Annotated in this window: 16 protein-coding genes; 14 read left to right on the top strand and 2 right to left on the bottom strand. The window is 66.2% G+C overall.

What is annotated here, in order from left to right; translation table 11 throughout:
- The first annotated feature begins 119 nt into the window (after window positions 1-119).
- The 14 genes from hydA (at window position 120) to KUW62_RS04175 (ending at window position 15,830) form a co-directional block, all read left to right on the top strand.
- On the top strand, window positions 120-1,526 hold the full coding sequence (hydA, locus tag KUW62_RS04240) for a dihydropyrimidinase (RefSeq protein ID WP_224814271.1): 1,407 nt from the start codon (window positions 120-122) through the stop codon (window positions 1,524-1,526).
- On the top strand, window positions 1,523-1,918 hold the full coding sequence (locus KUW62_RS04235; protein ID WP_224814270.1) for a VOC family protein: 396 nt from the start codon (window positions 1,523-1,525) through the stop codon (window positions 1,916-1,918). Before hydA ends, KUW62_RS04235 begins: the two co-directional genes overlap by 4 nt.
- A 4-nt stretch (window positions 1,919-1,922) precedes the next feature.
- On the top strand, window positions 1,923-2,606 hold the full coding sequence (locus tag KUW62_RS04230) for an aspartate/glutamate racemase family protein (RefSeq protein WP_224814269.1): 684 nt from the start codon (window positions 1,923-1,925) through the stop codon (window positions 2,604-2,606).
- On the top strand, window positions 2,606-3,514 hold the full coding sequence (locus tag KUW62_RS04225) for a dihydrodipicolinate synthase family protein (RefSeq protein ID WP_224814268.1): 909 nt from the start codon (window positions 2,606-2,608) through the stop codon (window positions 3,512-3,514). Before KUW62_RS04230 ends, KUW62_RS04225 begins: the two co-directional genes overlap by 1 nt.
- Before the next feature lie 68 nt (window positions 3,515-3,582).
- A complete protein-coding gene (locus KUW62_RS04220; protein ID WP_224814267.1) occupies window positions 3,583-4,341 on the top strand; it encodes a glycosyltransferase family 2 protein in 759 nt (252 codons plus the stop codon).
- A gap of 2 nt (window positions 4,342-4,343) precedes the next feature.
- Window positions 4,344-4,682: a lipid-A-disaccharide synthase N-terminal domain-containing protein gene (locus KUW62_RS04215; protein ID WP_224814266.1), complete on the top strand. Its 339-nt coding sequence runs from the start codon at window positions 4,344-4,346 to the stop codon at window positions 4,680-4,682.
- A gap of 1 nt (window position 4,683) precedes the next feature.
- Window positions 4,684-6,321 carry a glycosyltransferase family 39 protein gene (locus tag KUW62_RS04210; protein ID WP_224814265.1) on the top strand — a complete coding sequence of 546 codons (1,638 nt, stop codon included), beginning with the start codon at window positions 4,684-4,686 and terminating at the stop codon, window positions 6,319-6,321.
- 135 nt (window positions 6,322-6,456) lie between these two features.
- Window positions 6,457-8,865 carry an FAD-dependent oxidoreductase gene (locus KUW62_RS04205; RefSeq protein WP_224814264.1) on the top strand — a complete coding sequence of 803 codons (2,409 nt, stop codon included), beginning with the start codon at window positions 6,457-6,459 and terminating at the stop codon, window positions 8,863-8,865.
- Window positions 8,862-10,385 carry a trimethylamine methyltransferase family protein gene (locus tag KUW62_RS04200; RefSeq protein ID WP_224814263.1) on the top strand — a complete coding sequence of 508 codons (1,524 nt, stop codon included), beginning with the start codon at window positions 8,862-8,864 and terminating at the stop codon, window positions 10,383-10,385. Before KUW62_RS04205 ends, KUW62_RS04200 begins: the two co-directional genes overlap by 4 nt.
- Window positions 10,386-11,048, top strand: a complete 663-nt coding sequence (locus KUW62_RS04195) for a TetR/AcrR family transcriptional regulator (protein WP_224814262.1) — start codon at window positions 10,386-10,388, stop codon at window positions 11,046-11,048.
- Window positions 11,045-12,292, top strand: a complete 1,248-nt coding sequence (locus KUW62_RS04190) for a sarcosine oxidase subunit beta family protein (protein ID WP_224814261.1) — start codon at window positions 11,045-11,047, stop codon at window positions 12,290-12,292. The genes KUW62_RS04195 and KUW62_RS04190 overlap by 4 nt, the downstream gene beginning before the upstream one ends.
- 12 nt (window positions 12,293-12,304) lie before the next feature.
- Window positions 12,305-12,553, top strand: coding sequence for a sarcosine oxidase subunit delta (locus tag KUW62_RS04185; protein WP_224814260.1), 249 nt, complete (start codon window positions 12,305-12,307; stop codon window positions 12,551-12,553).
- Window positions 12,550-15,339 carry a 2Fe-2S iron-sulfur cluster-binding protein gene (locus tag KUW62_RS04180; RefSeq protein ID WP_224814259.1) on the top strand — a complete coding sequence of 930 codons (2,790 nt, stop codon included), beginning with the start codon at window positions 12,550-12,552 and terminating at the stop codon, window positions 15,337-15,339. Before KUW62_RS04185 ends, KUW62_RS04180 begins: the two co-directional genes overlap by 4 nt.
- A complete protein-coding gene (locus KUW62_RS04175) occupies window positions 15,339-15,830 on the top strand; it encodes a hypothetical protein (protein ID WP_224814258.1) in 492 nt (163 codons plus the stop codon). Before KUW62_RS04180 ends, KUW62_RS04175 begins: the two co-directional genes overlap by 1 nt.
- Here the strand turns inward: KUW62_RS04175 and KUW62_RS04170 are convergent.
- Together KUW62_RS04170 and KUW62_RS04165 are read right to left on the bottom strand one after the other, a co-directional pair.
- The gene (locus KUW62_RS04170) at window positions 15,824-16,609 is read right to left on the bottom strand and encodes a creatininase family protein (protein ID WP_224814257.1); all 786 of its coding nucleotides are present in this window, start codon (window positions 16,607-16,609) and stop codon (window positions 15,824-15,826) included. The genes KUW62_RS04175 and KUW62_RS04170 overlap by 7 nt on opposite strands.
- Window positions 16,606-17,244 carry an NAD(P)H-dependent oxidoreductase gene (locus tag KUW62_RS04165; RefSeq protein WP_224814256.1) on the bottom strand — a complete coding sequence of 213 codons (639 nt, stop codon included), beginning with the start codon at window positions 17,242-17,244 and terminating at the stop codon, window positions 16,606-16,608. Before KUW62_RS04165 ends, KUW62_RS04170 begins: the two co-directional genes overlap by 4 nt.
- Between the last annotated feature and the right edge of the window lies 1 nt (window position 17,245).

Here is a 17,245-nt window from a genome sequence, read left to right as displayed (position 1 = left end):
ATAGTGAATTAACTGAGCGCTCCGATCCCGTATCTTGGGTGCGTTATCCACAGACTTATCCCCAGCATCGGGCGTCGCACGCGCTTGCTCCTGCAGCAGCCACGGCCCATGCTCTCGCAATGGGCGGGATGCGTGACACTAGAATACTGACCATCCGCGGCGCGGAGATCGTGACCGACGCCGGGCTGGTGCGCGCGGATATCCGGGTCGTGGGCGACCGGATCGACGAAATCGCGCCGGATCTGGGCGACGACGGCACGGTTCTTGACGCCAGTGGCCTGATTGTAACGCCCGGCGGTGTCGATCCGCACGCGCATATCGAACAACGCTCCGGCATGGGGCTAATGAACGCCGATACGTTCGAAACCGCGACGCGGTCTGCCGCGTTCGGGGGGACGACATCCGTTATTTCCTTTGCTGCGCAGGGCAAGGGCGACCGGCTGATGGATGTCGTTACGGATTACGCGGCGCGCGCCCGGCGCGGGGCAATGATCGACTATGCGTTTCACCTGAGCCTGTCGGACCCGAGCGTTCCGCATTTCGAGGAGGACCTGCGCGCGCTGATTGCCGAGGGGCACCGCTCCGTCAAGGTTTTCACGACCTACGACATCGCGTTGAGCCACGCGGAAATCACGCGCATCCTTGAGATCACCGGGCCCGCGGGGGCGCTTACTTGCGTGCACGCGGAAGACGACGCGACTTTAATCGAGGCGCGCAACAAACTGATTTCCGAGGGGAAAACGCGCCCCAAGCACCATGCACTTGCCCGTCCGAAGGAGGCTGAACGCCTGGCAGTTGCCCGTATTTGCGCGACGGCCCACGAGGTGGGTGCGCCAGTGATGATCTTCCATGTCACCTGTGCCGACGCGGCGCAGGAGGTGCGCGCCGCGAAGGCCGATGGCGCGCCGGTCCATGCCGAAACCTGCCCCCATTACCTGTTCCAGACGGCGGAAATCCTCGACCAACCGGGCATGGAGGGCGCGAAATTCATGTGCTCGCCCCCGCAACGCACGCGCGACGATCAGGCCGCGCTATGGGCGGCGATCGGCGATGGGACGCTTGACCTGATCTCATCGGACCATGCGCCCTATCGCTCTGACAAGACGGGGAAATTGCGCGCGGGGCCGACGCCGCCGTTTCCCGACATTGCCAATGGTCAACCGGGGCTGGAGACGCGCGCACCGCTGATTTTCGATGCCACGCATCCGGGGCAATTCACGGCACTTGCGTGTCGCAATGCCGCGGACATCTACGGCCTACCGCGCAAGGGACGCCTGGCAATCGGTGCGGATGCGGACATCACGCTTTGGGATCCGACGCGGAGCCACACCTACGGCGCGGATGATCTGCACGACAATGTCGGGTACAATCCGCATGAAGGACGCCGCGTAAAGGGCTGGCCCGTGTACGTTTTTCGACGTGGCGCGCGAATAATCGCGGACGGATCACTGACCGCCGAACCGGGCGATGGCCAATGGATCAATCGGCCCGAACCGGGCACTTACAGGAATCGGAGACTGCAATGACGGACCGCCCAGACGCGCCGAACGAACTGGCCATTACCTTCCTTTACTACAAGGATCTGCCGCGCGCGGAGGCGTTTTATCGCGACGTAATGGGCTTTCCGCTGGTGATCGACCAACAGGGCCTTGCGAAGATCATGCGCGTCTGTCCGGGCGCCCATATCGGGTTGGTGGACGAGGCCCATGGCATGAACAAATGGGCGGAGGTCAAGCCGATCCAGTTCTGCGTGCGCGTTCCGGACGTGGATGCGTGGTACGCCTATATCGAGACGCAGGACGTGGCGAACCTGTCGGAGATGTTCGTGAACGACGCCATCGGGATCCGAGCGTTCGTCTTCAACGATCCCGAGGGCTACCAGATCGAGATCCAATCGGCGACGCGACCCGGTGCCTGAGCCGATGGCGGACGAGCGATCCCTTTACGTCCTTAACCCGAATTCGTCCGAGGCCGTGACAGCCGGTATCGAAGCCGCCGTTGACCCGCTGAAAGGGTTCGGGCGCCGGATCATCTGCATGACGAATGCCCGCGGGCCGATGGGGATCGAGACGAAGGCGCAGGCGGACCTGACCATTGCCCAGACCCTGGAAACCGCCGCCCGGGTCGAGGACGACGCGGCCGGGTTCGTGATTGCGTGTTTTGGCGATCCGGGCCTGCACGCCTTGCGTGACCGGACGCGAAAGCCCGTGCTCGGCATACAGGAAAGTGCGGTCCTGACGGCCATGTCCCTGGGTCAACGCTTTGGGATCATTGCCATATTGCGAGGCTCAATCCCCCGCCATCTGCGCAGCCTCGGGGCGATGAATGTGCTGGATCGGCTCGCCGGTGACCGGGCGGTCGATCTGCACGTTAACGAGCTTAACGATGCCGGAAAGACGCTTTCGCGGATGGAAGAGGTCGGGCGCCGCCTGCGCGATCAGGACGGTGCGGATGTCCTTATCATGGGCTGTGCCGGAATGGCGCGGTTCCGCTTGCCGCTGGAGAAAGCCCTGGACATTCCGGTGGTCGAACCGTGCCAGGCCGCCGTCGCGATGGCATTGCCGCGCATCGCCCTGAACCAGACCCACAGAGTTGGAGAGACATGATGTTGGATGAGCGCGCCGCAGGCGTCTTCACGATCGCCGCCACCCCGTTCCTGCCGGACGGGGCGCTGGATCTGGAGAGCGTCGACACGATGGTGGATTTCTATGTTGAGCGGGGTGCGACGGGGCTTACGATCCTGGGCATCATGGGCGAAGCGGGCAAGCTGTCGTCGGAGGAATCCGTCGCCGTCATCGCGCGGGTGACGGCGCGCAGTGACGTGCCGGTCATCGTCGGCGTGTCCGCCCCCGGGCTTGCCGCGATCCGCGCCCTGAGCCTTGCGGCGATGGAGAAAGGGGCAGCCGGCGTCATGGTCGCCCCGCCGGGCAATCTGCGGACCGACGACCAGATTGCGTCGTATTTTCAGAATGTTGCGGATGTTCTGGGCGACGTCCCATGGGTCTTGCAGGACTTCCCGCTTGTGACGGGCGTGCAGATCACGCCGAAGGTCCTGCGGCGGATTTTCGATGCCTGCCCGACCTGCAAGATGCTCAAGCACGAGGATTGGCCGGGGCTGGAAAAGATCAGCGCCTTGCGTGAACAGGAGGCGGCGGGGGCGCGCAAGATCTCCATCCTGTGCGGCAATGGCGGGCAATTCCTGCTGGAGGAGGTGCGGCGCGGGGCCGACGGGGCGATGACCGGGTTCGCGTATCCCGAGATGATGCGCGATATCACGGCGCTGGCCCATTCGGACCCGGACCGCGCGCGCGACATTTTCGATGCCTACCTGCCGCTGATCCGTTACGAATCCCAACCCGGCTACGGCTTGGCGGTGCGCAAGTATATCCTCGCCAAACGCGGGGCGATCGCCCATCCGACGGCACGCAAGCCGGGGCCCGCGCTGAGCGAGGCGGCCATCGCCGAAATCGAGACGCTGATCGCGCGGCAGGAGGCGCGGCTTTCTGCCCTTTAGGATCAGCCCCCCTTCCGGCCCGCGCGGTTTCAGCCTAAACCGGCGCGAACGGCCCGAAGGAGGGCGAGATGACCAACCCAGCGCCCCGCTTTGCCATCGCGATCCCGATGCTGAACGAAGCCCAGACCGTGCCCGACCTGTTGGGCGGGTGCGTCGCGGCGGCGGCGCCCATTGGCCCGTTCGAGATCTGCGTGACCAATGACGGCTCCACCGACGCCACGCAAGACGCGCTGCTGGCCTTCGGGCGGGCGCATCCGCTCGCAAACCTTACCGTGATTAACCATCCGCGTCCGGCGGGCCAATCGGCGGCCATCCACGCCGCCGTGCGCGCCGCCCGCGCGCCGATCATCGCCACGCTTGACGGGGATGGGCAGAACCCGCCCGAGGAATTGCCAAAGCTGATCGCGGCCTTGCTCGAAGGCGAGGAGACCCTGGGCCTCGTGGCCGGTCAACGGGTCAAGCGAGACGACCCGCCCGCCAAGCGCATCGCGTCCAAGGCCGCGAATACGCTGAGGAAAATGCTGCTCAAGGACGGGACGCGAGATACTGGATGCGGCCTGAAAGCCTTCCGCCGCGACGCCTATCTGGCGCTGCCCTATTTCGACCACATGCACCGCTATCTTCCCGCGCTGTTCCAGCGGGATGGTTGGCAGATCGCCCATGTGGACGTGGCCCACAGGCCGCGGGTGGCCGGCACGTCCAAATACACCAATCTGGGGCGCGCAATCGTGGGGCTGTCCGACCTGATCGGGGTTGCGTGGCTGATCCGGCGCCGTCGCAAGGTCCATCCCTCCGAGGCCGAGATCACCCGCGCGGAGGGGCCGTGACCATGCAGGAGTGGCTGTTTGAGCTGTTCAACCTGGACAATTGGTTCGAGTTCTGGTGGGTCGCGCTTGGCTTCCTTGCGCAGGCCATTTTCGCGTCGCGGTTCATCGTGCAATGGATCGCCTCGGAACGGGCGGGACGGTCCCACGTGCCGATCTCGTTCTGGTACCTGTCGATCAGCGGCGGGATCTTGATGCTGGCCTACGCGCTCTATCGGCAGGACCCGGTCTTCATCCTTGGTCAGTCCACAGGCGTCATCGTCTATGCCCGGAACCTGATGCTGATCCACCGGGCGAAGAAAAAAGAAGCCGACGCGGTCCACGGCGCCCGCGACGAGCCCTGAGATGGACATCCTGCGCCACAGGTTCGCGCCCTGGGCGGTATTCGTGCTGGCGCTGGCCAGCCTGTTCGTCGGTCTGGCCGAATTGCCGGTGCAGGACCGGGACGAGGCGCGGTTCGCCCAGGCCAGTCGACAGATGGCCGAGACGCTCGATTTCATCGACATTCGGCTTCAGGACGCGCCGCGCCACAACAAGCCGGCGCTGATCTACTGGCTGCAAAGTGCCGCGATCTTCCTGACGGGAAGCGGACAGGATAGCCCGATCTGGGTGCATCGCCTGCCCTCCTACCTCGCCGGGGCGCTTTCGGCGCTGGCGCTGATCTGGGCCGGAACGCCGGTTGTCGGGCGGCGGGCGGCGGTGCTGGCCGGGATCATCTGCGCCACCATCTACATGGTCCATGCCGAGGCGCGCACGGCCAAGACCGATGCGGCCCTTCTGCTGTCGGTCATCCTTGCGATGGGGGCGCTGGCCCATGCCTTTCTGACCAGCGCGCGGAAAGTCTCGGTCGCCGCGATCTTCTGGACCGCATTGGCGGCGGGGTTCTTGCTGAAAGGTCCGATGGTCGCCGTGCCGGTCCTTGGTGCCTTGGCGTGGCTATGGGTGAGGACGCGCGATCTGGGCTGGACCCGGCGCCTTTCCCCCCTGCCCGGTCTGGCGTGGTTCGCATTGCTCGTCAGCCCATGGTTTATCGCGATCACGATCCTGACCGAAGGGGCGTTCTGGTCGGCATCCCTTGGCACCGATCTAAGCGACAAGATCACCGCGGAGGGCGAACATAGCGGCAGCCCGCCGGGCCTGTACCTGCTGACGATGTGGTGGACCTTCTTTCCGTGGTCGCTGTTTATCCCGGTCGCCCTGATCCATGCCTGGAGGACACGCGCCACGGCGGAGACGGCCATTCTGCTTGGCTGGCTGATCCCCGGATGGCTGGTGTTCGAGGCGGTGCCGGTGAAGCTCGTCCATTATACGTTGCCGCTTTACCCGGCCCTTGCGCTTCTGGTCGCGGCGGCCCTTGTGCGCATCCATGACGGGGCAGAACGGCTGGGGCGGTGGCCGCTGGCTGTCGGACTTGTGCCATGGGGCGGCGCGCTTGCGTTCCTGAGCGTGGTGGCGATCTGGGGGCCGGTGCGGTTCGGGGACGGGCTAGATATCTGGGCCACGATCGGGGGCGTCATCCTGTGCCTGTCGGCCCTGGCCGGGGCGGTTTTCCTGTGGCGTAGAGAGGTCGTCCAGGCCCTTGCCGCCCTGACATTATCCGGTCTCACGGTGGGCTGGACATTGACCGGCGCGGCGCTGCCCGCGGCGACGGAATTCTGGATCTCGGACCGGTTGGCCGCCGCGACCGCCGCCCATGGCTGCCTGAGCGGCCCGGTCGCAATTGCGGGTTTCGGGGAGCCGTCCGCCGTGTTCCGCCTTGGCACCGAGACCCTGCTGACCGACGCAGAAGGAGCGCTTGCCCATCTGTCCCAAGGCCCGGGTCGCGCCGCGTGGATCGACCCGGCCCTGGTGCCGGGCACGCCGGGGGGCGTTGCGGATGTGACGGAGGTTTCCGGCATCAACATCGGCAATTTCAGCCCCGTGACCCTGCGCCTCTTCCTCTCCCCCGGTGTACCGGCCCCGGCGGATCTGTGTGGCGGATAGGCAATCCCCCGCGTCTCAAACGCGCGGATAGCGTGTCGCGAAAGCGCGGTTGGCGTGTCGCGAACAGTCTGGACACAAGTGTCCATAAGCCCCTAGCCTGACGCGACCAAGGGAATCGCGCGGCGGGAGGACCCCATGAATTCGCATTATCGTGTTGTCGTCATTGGGGGCGGCGTTGTGGGCGCATCGGTGCTGTATCACCTTGCCAAGCTGGGCTGGACGGATGTGTGCCTGCTGGAACGCTCCGTCCTGACGGCGGGATCGAGCTGGCACGCGGCGGGGGGCATCCATGCCCTGAACGCGGACCCGAATATCGCGGCGCTTCAGGCCTATACGATCGACCTTCTGCCGGAGATCGAGAAGGAGAGTGGGCAGGATATCGGCCTGCACATGACCGGCGGCCTGACCATGGCGGGCACGCCGGAGCGGTGGGAATGGCTGCAATCGGCCTATCGGGTGTTCCAGTCCATCGGGATCGAGGATTGCCGGCTCGTCACCCCGAAAGAAGCGCACGACTTGTGCCCGATCATGACGACCGACGGCTTCCTTGGCGGGCTCTGGGCGGATCGGGAGGGGTATATCGACACGACCGGGACCGTCCACGCCTATGCCGGCGCAGCCAAGAAGCGCGGGGCGTCCGTCTTCGAGCATACCAAGGTGGAGAGCCTGGACCAGACGGCGGATGGCTGGCGCGTGACCACCAACAAGGGCGTGATCGACTGCGAGCACGTGGTCAATGCCGCGGGGCTTTGGGCCAAGCAGGTGGGGCGCATGGCGGGGATCGAATTGCCCGTATCACCGCTCAAGCACCATTACCTGATCTCCGACACGATCCCGGAGCTGGAGGCGCTGGATTTCGAGGTGCCGATGACCGTGGACCTGGAAGGGTTCACCTATATGCGGCAGGACCAGAAGGGTCTGCTGCTGGGGATCTACGAGGTCGATCACGAACATTGGGCGATGGACGGCGCGCCGTGGGATTACGGGATGGAGCTGTTCCAGGAACAAACCGACCGGATCGAGAAGGAGCTGATCCTGGGCTTTGAGCGGTATCCCGCGTTGCAGGAGGTCGGCGTGAAGACCTGGGTGAACGGGGCCTTTACCTTCTCCCCCGATGGCAATCCGCTGGTCGGCCCGGTCCCCGGAAAGCGCGGGTATTGGAGCGCCTGCGCCGTCATGGCGGGGTTCTTGCAGGGCGGTGGCGTGGGCAAGAGCCTGGCCGAATGGATGATCGAGGGGGAGCCGGAGGCCGATGTCTACGGCATGGACGTGGCGCGCTACGGTGCATTCGCAGAGAACCGGGAATACATCCGCCAGACCACCGGCCAGTTCTATTCCCGCCGCTTCGTGATGTCCTATCCGAATGAGCAGCTGCCCGCCGGGCGGCCCCTGAAACGCGCGCCCGCCTATTCGGATATGGATGCCGCCGGGGCGCGGTGGGGGCAAAGCTGGGATCTGGAAGTCCCGCTCTATTTCGCGCCATCGGCTGAGTTCGAGGAAAACCTGACACTCAAACGCTCCAACGCATTCGATATCGTGGCCGAGGAATGCCGCGCGGTGCGGGACGGCGTGGGGCTTCTCGATATCTCCGCCTTCTCCCGCTACGAGGTGTCGGGGCCGGGGGCGGAAGCGTGGCTCGACAAGATGATGGCCTCCCGCTTGCCGGGACCGGGCCGGGCGCGCCTGGCACCGATGCTCGCATCGTCGGGAAGGTTGCAAGGGGACCTGACGCTATTCAACTGGGGGGACGGCACCTATTGGATCATGGGCAGCTATTACCTGCGCACCTGGCACATGCGGTGGTTCAACGATCACCTGGAAGACGGGGTGACGATCCGCGATCTGGGGGAGGAATATTGCGGCTTCTCGCTCTCCGGCCCGAAATCCGCAGATGTCTTGCAGAAGCTTGTCACCAACGACCTGTCCCCGATGCCGTTCATGGGCTGCGCGACCTTCGATGTCGGGCTGATCCGCGCCCGTGTCGCGCGCCTGTCCGTGACGGGGGAGGCGGGATACGAGATCAATTGCCGCTACGGCGACCACATCACCTTGCGCCGGATGCTGCTGGATGCGGGCGCGGATGAGGGCATCCGCGAGGTCGGCTTCAACGCGCTTCTGTCGCTGCGGCTGGAAAAGAGCTTTGGCATCTGGTCGGCGGAATTCACCCAAGGCTACACGGCGGGGATGACCGGCATGGATCGCTGGATCGCTTGGGACAAGGGCGATTTCACGGGCAAGGCGGCGGCATTGGCGGAGCGTGACGGCAATGGCCCGGCGCAGCGGATCGTGACGCTGGAGATCGAGGATGGCGACGCGGATGCGACGGGGTATGAGCCGGTCTGGCACAAGGGCGACAAGGTCGGCTTTGTCACGTCGGGCGGGTATGGCCACACGATCGGCACGTCGCTGGCCATGGCGATGGTCAATGCCGATGTCGCGGCGGAGGGTACGGCGCTGACCACCCATATCGTCGGCGTGGAGCGTGCGGCACGTGTGATCCCCCCCTCCCCCTACGATCCGGCGGGCAAGGCGATGCGGGGATGAGCGAGCCCCGCGCCAGACGCCGCAACCGCGATGGGCCACGCCCCTCCGCCCGGTTGACGGAGTACGGGCAACTCAAGAACCCGTTCCCGCCGATGGATGTCTTTTCCGCCGACCGGATCGAGGCGATGCACGACGCCGCGTTTCGGGTGCTGGAAGATTTGGGCGTCAGGGTCCTGCTGCCCGAGGCGGTGGCACTGTTCAACAAGGGCGGCGCGGTCGTGAAGGGCGACATGGTCCATATCGGGCGCGACATGGTGGAGGCCGCCCTTGCCACGGCCCCCAAACGGATCGAGGCGCGGGCCGGCGCGCGCAAGCGGGACGTGACGCTGGAGCTTGGATCGCTGGTCTTTCAGCCCGGCGCGGGCGCGCCCCATGCGACCGACGAAATCCGCGGCCGCCGCCCCGGTTCGGCGCGCGATTTCACGGAGCTTTTGCAGCTCACCCACCATTTCGACGTATTCCAGATGCTGCCGCCCCTGGTGGAGCCGCAGGACGTGGCCACCAATATCCGCCATTATTTCACGTTGCAGGCGCAGCTTACGCAGTCCGACAAGTTTCCATTCATCTTCGCGCGCGGCACCCCGCAAGTGCGCGAAAGTCTGGAGATGTTGCAGGCGTTCCGGGGCCTGAGTGACGAAGACTTCGCCGCCAATCCCCATTGCTACACGATCATCAACACCAATTCGCCGCGCACGCTCGACATTCCCATGGCGCAGGGGCTGATTGATTTCGCCCGCGCGCGGCAGATGTCGATCATCACGCCCTTCACGCTGATGGGGGCGATGGCACCGATCACGGTGGCGGGGGCCATCACGCTGTCCCATGCGGAGGCGTTGGCGGCGCTGACGCTCACGCAACTGGCACAGCCCGGCGCGCCCGTGTGCTACGGCACCTTCACCTCCAACGTGGATATGAAATCCGGCGCGCCCGCCTTTGGCACACCTTCGCACTTCCAGGCCTCGCTGGCCGCCGGACAATTGGCGCGGCGCATCGGCCTGCCCTGGAGGTCGGCGGCGGGATCGGCGGCGAACCTCAACGATGTGCAGGCCGCCAACGAGAACCAGTTCGGCCTCTGGGGGTGCCTGATGGCGGGTGCGACGGTGGTGATCCATTCCGCCGGGTGGCTGGAGGGGGGCTTGTCCGTCTCCTACGAGAAACTGGTGACGGATGCCGAAGTGCTCAACATGGTGGCGGAGTTGTGCGCGGGTGCCCAGGCGGGAGCGGCGGAGATCGGGTTTGACGCCATCGCGGAAACCCAGCCCAGCGGGCATTTCTTTGCCGCCGCACAAACCATGGAGCGGTACCAGACGGAGTTCTATGAGCCCATCGTCCACGATTACGCCAATTTCGGCACCTGGACGGAGCGGGGGGCCAAGGATGCCTCCACCCGCGCGCGGGACGTCTGGCAGGGGATATTGGCCAATCCCGGCGCGCCCGATATCGACCCCGACCGGTTGGCTGCGCTAGAAGACTATATCGCGCGCGGAACCGGACGGGGTGGCGCCTATCCGGAGAGTTGAATGCCACGCCCCCAGCCCGTTCTGACCCGCGAAGGGAAGCCACTCCCGACAGGTCATGTGAAAGTCACGCAGCAGGATTGGCTCGCCACGGCCCGCGACGTGCTGATCCGCGACGGCGCGGGCGAGGTGAAGATCCTGACCCTTGCGCAGCATCTGGGCGTCTCCCGGTCCTCGTTCTACTGGTATTTCGGCTCCCGCGCGGACCTGTTGGAGGCGCTTCTGGACGATTGGGAGGCGCGCAATACCGCCCCGATCCTGCATCAATGCACCCTGCCTTCGGACACGATTACGGAAGGTTTGTGCAACTTCTTCATGTGCTTCGTGGACGACACGATCTTTGAGCCGCATCTGGATTTCGCGATCCGCGAATGGTCGCGCCGGGATGCAAGGGTGCGCGGCCGCATCGACGCCGCCGATACCGCGCGGCTTGCCGCCGTGACGGGGATGTTCCGCGCGCATGGTTATAACGCGGAAGAGGCCGATATCCGCGCCCGTATCCTGTATTTCATGCAGATCGGATATCACGCGCTGGAATTGCGGGAGGCGATGGAGACGCGGATGGGGCGGCTTGCGGGGTTCCTGGAGCATTTCACCGGGCGCGCCCCATCGGAGGCCGAGATTGCGGATTTCACGGCCTTCGCGCTGAAGGTCGCGCAACGGTGAAGTATTCCGCCGTCACGCTTGCCCGGGAGGCGTTGCGCGGCCATCGCCATTGGCCCGAGGCCTGGGCGAAGGCCCGGCCCAAGGCGGCCTATGACGCGGTGATCGTGGGCGGCGGCGGGCATGGTCTGGCGACGGCCTATTATCTGGCGAAGACCCACGGGCTGTCCCGCGTCGCGGTGCTGGAAAAGGGCTGGATCGGCGGCGGGAATACGGGGCGGAACACGACCGTGATCCGGTCGAATTACTTCTACCCCGAAAGTGTCGCGCTCTACGATCTGGCGCTGCGGCTTTACGAAGGGCTGAGCCGGGAGTTGAATTACAACGTCATGCTCAGCCAGCGCGGCATGTTGATCGCGGCCCACACGCCCGCGCAGATGGAGATCTGCAACCGCATCGCGAATGCCATGCAGCTCAACGGTGTCGATGGCCGCCTGATGGATGCGGAGGAGGCGGCGGCGCGGGTGCCGCTGGCCAACCAGGCTGCGGACGCGCGGTATCGGCTGATGGGTGGCATATGGCAGGGGCGCGCGGGCGTGGCGCGTCACGATGCAGTCGCGTGGGGCTACGCGCGCGCGGCATCACGGATGGGCGTCGACATCATCGAGGGCTGCGACGTGCAAGACATCGTGGTGGAGGCGGGCCGCGTGACGGGGGTGGAGACCAATCTCGGGCCCATCCGCACCAACCGCCTTGGTCTTGCCGCCGCGGGGGCCACGCCGGGTCTGGCGGCCAAGGTCGGGGTGCGCCTGCCGATCCACACCTATGCGCTGCAGGCCTTCGTGTCGGAGCCGGTGAAGCCGATCCTCGACACCGTTCTGCTTTACCTTGGAACCGGCACCTATCTGAGCCAGTCGGACAAGGGGGAGCTTGTGATCGGCGGCGGCCTCGACCGGGTGCCGACCCACGGGCAGAAGGGCAATCTTCCGGCGCAGGAACAGGTGCTGAGCGGGGTGCTAGAGATGTTTCCGAGCTTCGGGCAGCTGAAATTATTGCGGCAATGGGGCGGGGTCGTGGATGTGGTCCCCGACAGCTCTCCCATTCTGGGGCCCGCAGGGCCGGAGGGAGTGTTCCTGAATTGCGGCTGGGGGACGGGCGGATTCAAGGCGATCCCGGCGGGCGGCACGCTTCTGGCCCATATGCTGGCGACGGGCGATCACCACGCGATCTCGCGCCCCTTCGATCTGGACCGGTTTCGCACCGGCCGCCTGATCGACGAGGCCGCAGGGTCCGGCATCGCGCATTAGGAGGGAGAGGACATGCAACGCTTCCCCTGCCCTTTCTGCGGTCCGCGCGCGGAGACGGAGTTTCACTTCGCGGTGGAGGCCGGGCATCCCCGCCCCGATGGCGCGCCGTCCGACGCGGACTGGGCGGCCTACCTCTACGATGTGGACGCCCCGAAAGGCCCCGCGCGGGAGATGTGGCTGCACGTCACCTGCGGCACCTATTTCCTGATGACCCGCGATACGCAGACCCGTGAGATCCTGGGCGCGGAGGATCTGGGATGAGCGGCTGGCGGCATCCGACATTGGGGACGGAGATCGACCGTTCAGAACCCCGCCGCGCCAAGGTGGACTGGACGCCCATCGACGGGTTTGCGGGGGATACGCTCGCCTCCGCCCTGCTCGCGTCCGGCCCGCGTACCATCGCGCGCAGTTTCAAGTATCACCGGCCAAGGGGCCTTTACGGGTTCGGGGCGGAGGAGCCGAATGCGCTGTTCGACGTGGTCCGCGACGGCGTGACGGAGCCCAACGCCCGCGCTACCCTCACGCCCCTGGAGCACGGTTTGCTGGCCCGCGCCGTGAACGCGACCCCCACGGCGGAGCGGGACCGGCATCGTTGGCTGGACCTGTTGCATCAGGTGATCCCAGCGGGCTTCTACTACAAGACCTTCATGGCGGGTGGTTGGCATCTCTATGAGCCGCGCATTCGCGCCATGGCCGGGCTGGGGCGGCTTGATCCGAACACGACGCCGCCCGCAGAGGTGCAGACGCGCCACGCCACGTGCGGGACGCTCATCATCGGCGCGGGCGTTGCGGGGCTGGTGGCGGCGCGCAAGGCCGTGGACGCCGGAGAGGAGGTCTGGCTAATCGAGCAATCCGCGCATCTGGGCGGGGCGTTACGGTGGCGCGGCGGTGTGATCGACGGCGCGCTGTGGTGGGATTTCGTTGAGGACACGCGGGCCAGGGTTCTTGCATCGGGAGGCAAGATCCTGACCGGCACGACGGCGTGGGGGGCGTTCGATCACGGGTTGATCGCGGCGCATCAGGCGGAGGCTCACCTGCATTGGCAAATCCGTCCTGGGCGCACGATCTTGGCCACCGGTGCGGTCGAACGCCCGCTCTGGCCCGCTGGCAATGATCGGCCCGGCGTGATGTCGGCGGAGGCGGCGCATTATTACCTGACACTCTACGGGGCCGTGGCGGGGCGGCGCATCGTGCTGGCGACAGGCGCGGACTCGGGCTACGCCACCGCCGCCGCACTGGCGCAAGCGGGCGCGGTCGTGACCTTGGCCGACCGCCGGGCCGAGACGCCCGATGCCCCAACGGGGGTGCGGCACTTGACGAACCAGCGCCTGCAATCGGTGCAGGGGCGGCGGGAGCTGTTCGGTGTTACCCTGAACGACGCCTTCCACAGCGCCGATACGCTCTTGGTTTCCGGCGGCTGGACGCCGTCCGTGCATCTGCATTGCCAGGCCGGCGGGAAACTGGATTGGGACGCGGGCAAGGATGCGTTGGTGCCACGCGCCGGCACGTCGCACATGGAGGTCGTGGGCGCCGCGAATGGCGCGTTCGGCCTTGGGGCGGCCTTGGTTGAGGCCGGTGTGACCTCCGCTGACACAACCGATTGGCATTGGCACCCCGTCCGTCCCTACCCGGAGCAGAGGGGTCGCATCTGGATCGATCTGCAAAACGACGTGACGCTCAAGGACGTGAAGTTGGCCGCGCGGGAAGGGTTCACCTCCGTCGAGCACCTGAAACGGTACACAACACTCGGCATGGCGACCGATCAGGGGCGCACCGCGAATTTCACGGGGCTTGCGGCGATGGCTGACGCGACGGATCGCACGATCCCCGAGACCGGGACCACGACCTTCCGACCACCCGTGCAGCCCCTGGCCCTGACCGTGCTTGGCGGGCGTCGTCGGGGCGATTTGTTCAACCCGCCCAAACGTCTGGCGTTGGAGGAGTTGCACCGCACGGCGGGCGCGCAGTTCCGCGAATATGGCGGCTGGCTGCGTCCATCAGCATACGGGGAAGAGGAGCGTGACGCCGCCCTGTCGGAGGCCCAGGCCGCACGCGACAACGTGGCGATCTACGATGCCTCCCCCCTCGGCAAATTGGAGGTGATCGGCCCCGGCGCGCCCGCGCTTCTGGATTTCGCCTTCTACAATCGCCTGTCGACCCTTGAACCGGGGCGCGCACGGTATGCCTTTCTTCTACAGGAAAGCGGGATCGTGTTCGATGACGGCGTCGTGCTTCGCCCGGCGGAGGACCGGTTCATCGTCTCCGCCTCCTCCGCCCATGTGGATGCGGTGCGCTTCATCCTCGAAGACCCGCGACAGGATCGGTTCGACCCGTCGCAAGTGGCGATCCATGACGTTACGCAGGCCTACACCACCTTGACCGTGACCGGCCCCCGCGCGCAGGACCTGCTGCGGGCGGCGGGGATCGCGACCGACATTCCCCATATGGGCCTGGAGGAGGTGACGCTGGACGGTTTTCCCCTGCGCATCGCGCGGATCAGCTTCACCGGGGATCGGTCCTTTGAGCTGTCGGTTCCCCTGCCCAAAGGCCCCGCGCTCCATGCCCGTCTAGAATCGGCGCGCACCAAGCTGAACGGGCACTGGATCGGGTTGGAGGCGGTGATGATCCTGCGGGCCGAGAAGGGATACATCCTTGTCGGCAAGGACACGGACGGATTGACGATGCCCCAGGATCTGGGCTGGGGCGGGCCGAGAGACCGGCGCGAGGATGATTACCTTGGCCGCGCCTCGCTGCGGACGGAGGCCGCGAATGCGCCCGATCGCAGGCAATTGGTGGGCTTGCGCGTCGACGGTGAGGCCCTGCCGGTGGGCGCGCATCTGGTGCCGCTGGAAGGGCCGCGACGGTCGCTTGGGTTCGTGACGTCGAGCCATGACAGCCCGGCGCTTGGGCGGCCCATCGCCTTGGCGCTTCTGGAGGGCGGCGCGGCGCGGATCGGGCAGAGCGTTGGGGTGTTTCAGGATGGCATCGTGCAAACCGCCACCGTGACCGCGCCCTGCGCCTTCGATCCGGAAGGGGAGCGCCTGTGATGCGGGAACGGGACTGGACGAACCGCCCGCTGGCGGTGGGTCAGCGGATCGAAGCGGCGGGCCTTGTCGCGGAACGCGCCGCGCCGGAGCAAGCCTGCCTCGTATCCGGGGATCTTGAGGCGGCCATTGCCGCGCTCTGCGCCGGCGCGCCCTTTGTAGGGCTCGATCAGGACCGACCTGAGCGAGCCGCGATCCGCATCGCCCGCGACCGCGTGATGTTGGTCGGGTGCGAGGCAGGGGCGGAGTGGCGGGACGGCTACGCGATCAGCCCGGCCACGGGGCTTTACGCACGCTTCGACCTCAGCGGACCGGGCGTGGCTGCGGCCTTGGCGGAGGGGACGAGCGCGGATCTGGAGGCAGGCTCCCCCTCCGCTGCCGTGCTTTTCGCCGGGTTGGTCTGCCTGTTGACCCGGCGCGGGGAAACAGCGGAGCTATGGGTGGAGGCCGCGCAGGCGACCTACATGACCAGCTGGCTGGCGGGCCGTCAGTAAGGCTGATCCACCGGATCGAACCGGTCGAGCTTTTGCGCCGCGATCTTCTGCAACACGTCGATGGCACCCGCCACGTAATGTTCCGCCGTGATGCGGCCCTTCTCGGCATTGGCCAGGTGCGCCTCCCCGGCGACGCCGTCCGGGTTCACGTCCGACGCGATCCAGCCGTGCGCTATGGGCCCCACGGGCGGTATTTCTCCCTGCTGGTGGGTCCAGCGGAAGTCCTGTGCCTTGGACATGTCGACAGTATCGGGCCGGAAATGCAGCATCAGCGACGTCTCATTGTCGCCGCCATGGATGCCCTGCGCCAGTTCCTGTTCGGAATAGACGCCCTCGGGCATACCCGTCGCCCCCCATCCCATGCGGACGCAGAACATGCCCGCCCGCACCCGCAATTCGCGCGCGATGATGGAATTGAGGTCCATGTTGCCGCCATGGGAATTGACGATCAGCATCTTGCGCACACCCGCGCGGGCCACCGACAGCCCGATTTCCACCCAGGCCCGGAGCGCCGTGTCCGCGGTCAGGGTCAGGGTGCCGGGCGCCCAAAGGTGCTCGTTGGATTTCCCCACCGCCTGGATCGGCAGGAGGCGAATGTCGAGGTCCTGCGGGCATCGTTCGACCAGCAAATCGCACAGACCCTGGTTGATCATCGTGTCGACACCCACGGGCAGATGGGGGCCGTGCTGTTCCACTGCCGCGGTGGGCAGGATCGCGATGGTGCGGTCCGGGTCGATGCGCAGATCCGTGGCGGGATAGTCGATCCAATAGCGGCTCATTGGGCGGCGGCCTGCGCCATCGCGGGGGCCGTCCGCGTGCCGCCGATCAGCTTGTCGGTCTTGGCCGCGACGTTCCGCAAATGCGACTGCAACTGCGCGTCCGTGGCACTGTCCATCAGGTAGGTGGCGGCGAAGATCTTCCGCGCGCGGGGCTTGATCAGGAAGCCGACCCCGCGCAGGAGCGTCCGTTTGCCCGGTGCGCCGACGATCCGGGTCAGCCACCAACTGGCCCCGCAGGTCGTGAACACCCCCATGCGTTCGATATGATGGAGGCCGGGGCGGATCGTCTCCCCCTCCGCCTTGGGCATGAGGAAGGCGACATCGGGCAGCAGCACGCGGTCGAGCCAGCCCTTCAGCATCGCTGGCAGGCCGTACCACCATGTCGGATAGACGAAGATCAGCGTGTCACACCATTCCAGGTCGCTGACATGGCTTTCCACCGGCGCGCGGTTCGCGGGCGCATCCAGGTAATCGGACCATTCGCCATTGCTCAGCACCGGCTGGAAGCCTTCGGCGTAGAGGTCGCGCAGGCGCGTTTCCGCCCCCGCCGCGTTCAACCTGTCCATGACGGTATCGCGGACGGCGGATGCGAAGGAGCCTTCCTTGGGGTGACAATAGACGACCAGCGCGCGCATT

This window comes from Hasllibacter sp. MH4015 (assembly GCF_020177575.1).
Lineage (GTDB): Bacteria > Pseudomonadota > Alphaproteobacteria > Rhodobacterales > Rhodobacteraceae > Gymnodinialimonas.
This window is presented reverse-complemented; position numbering and strand designations above follow the sequence as displayed.

Bases quoted from the DNA above. Each gene is read 5' to 3' on its own strand.
- hydA (WP_224814271.1), top strand. From the start codon at position 120: ATGGGCGGGATGCGTGACACTAGAATACTGACCATCCGCGGCGCGGAG.
- KUW62_RS04235 (WP_224814270.1), top strand. From the start codon at position 1,523: ATGACGGACCGCCCAGACGCGCCGAACGAACTGGCCATTACCTTCCTT.
- KUW62_RS04230 (WP_224814269.1), top strand. From the start codon at position 1,923: ATGGCGGACGAGCGATCCCTTTACGTCCTTAACCCGAATTCGTCCGAG.
- KUW62_RS04225 (WP_224814268.1), top strand. From the start codon at position 2,606: ATGTTGGATGAGCGCGCCGCAGGCGTCTTCACGATCGCCGCCACCCCG.
- KUW62_RS04220 (WP_224814267.1), top strand. From the start codon at position 3,583: ATGACCAACCCAGCGCCCCGCTTTGCCATCGCGATCCCGATGCTGAAC.
- KUW62_RS04215 (WP_224814266.1), top strand. From the start codon at position 4,344: ATGCAGGAGTGGCTGTTTGAGCTGTTCAACCTGGACAATTGGTTCGAG.
- KUW62_RS04210 (WP_224814265.1), top strand. From the start codon at position 4,684: ATGGACATCCTGCGCCACAGGTTCGCGCCCTGGGCGGTATTCGTGCTG.
- KUW62_RS04205 (WP_224814264.1), top strand. From the start codon at position 6,457: ATGAATTCGCATTATCGTGTTGTCGTCATTGGGGGCGGCGTTGTGGGC.
- KUW62_RS04200 (WP_224814263.1), top strand. From the start codon at position 8,862: ATGAGCGAGCCCCGCGCCAGACGCCGCAACCGCGATGGGCCACGCCCC.
- KUW62_RS04195 (WP_224814262.1), top strand. From the start codon at position 10,386: ATGCCACGCCCCCAGCCCGTTCTGACCCGCGAAGGGAAGCCACTCCCG.
- KUW62_RS04185 (WP_224814260.1), top strand. From the start codon at position 12,305: ATGCAACGCTTCCCCTGCCCTTTCTGCGGTCCGCGCGCGGAGACGGAG.
- KUW62_RS04180 (WP_224814259.1), top strand. From the start codon at position 12,550: ATGAGCGGCTGGCGGCATCCGACATTGGGGACGGAGATCGACCGTTCA.
- KUW62_RS04175 (WP_224814258.1), top strand. From the start codon at position 15,339: ATGCGGGAACGGGACTGGACGAACCGCCCGCTGGCGGTGGGTCAGCGG.
- KUW62_RS04170 (WP_224814257.1), bottom strand. From the start codon at position 16,609: ATGAGCCGCTATTGGATCGACTATCCCGCCACGGATCTGCGCATCGAC.
- KUW62_RS04165 (WP_224814256.1), bottom strand. From the start codon at position 17,244: ATGCGCGCGCTGGTCGTCTATTGTCACCCCAAGGAAGGCTCCTTCGCA.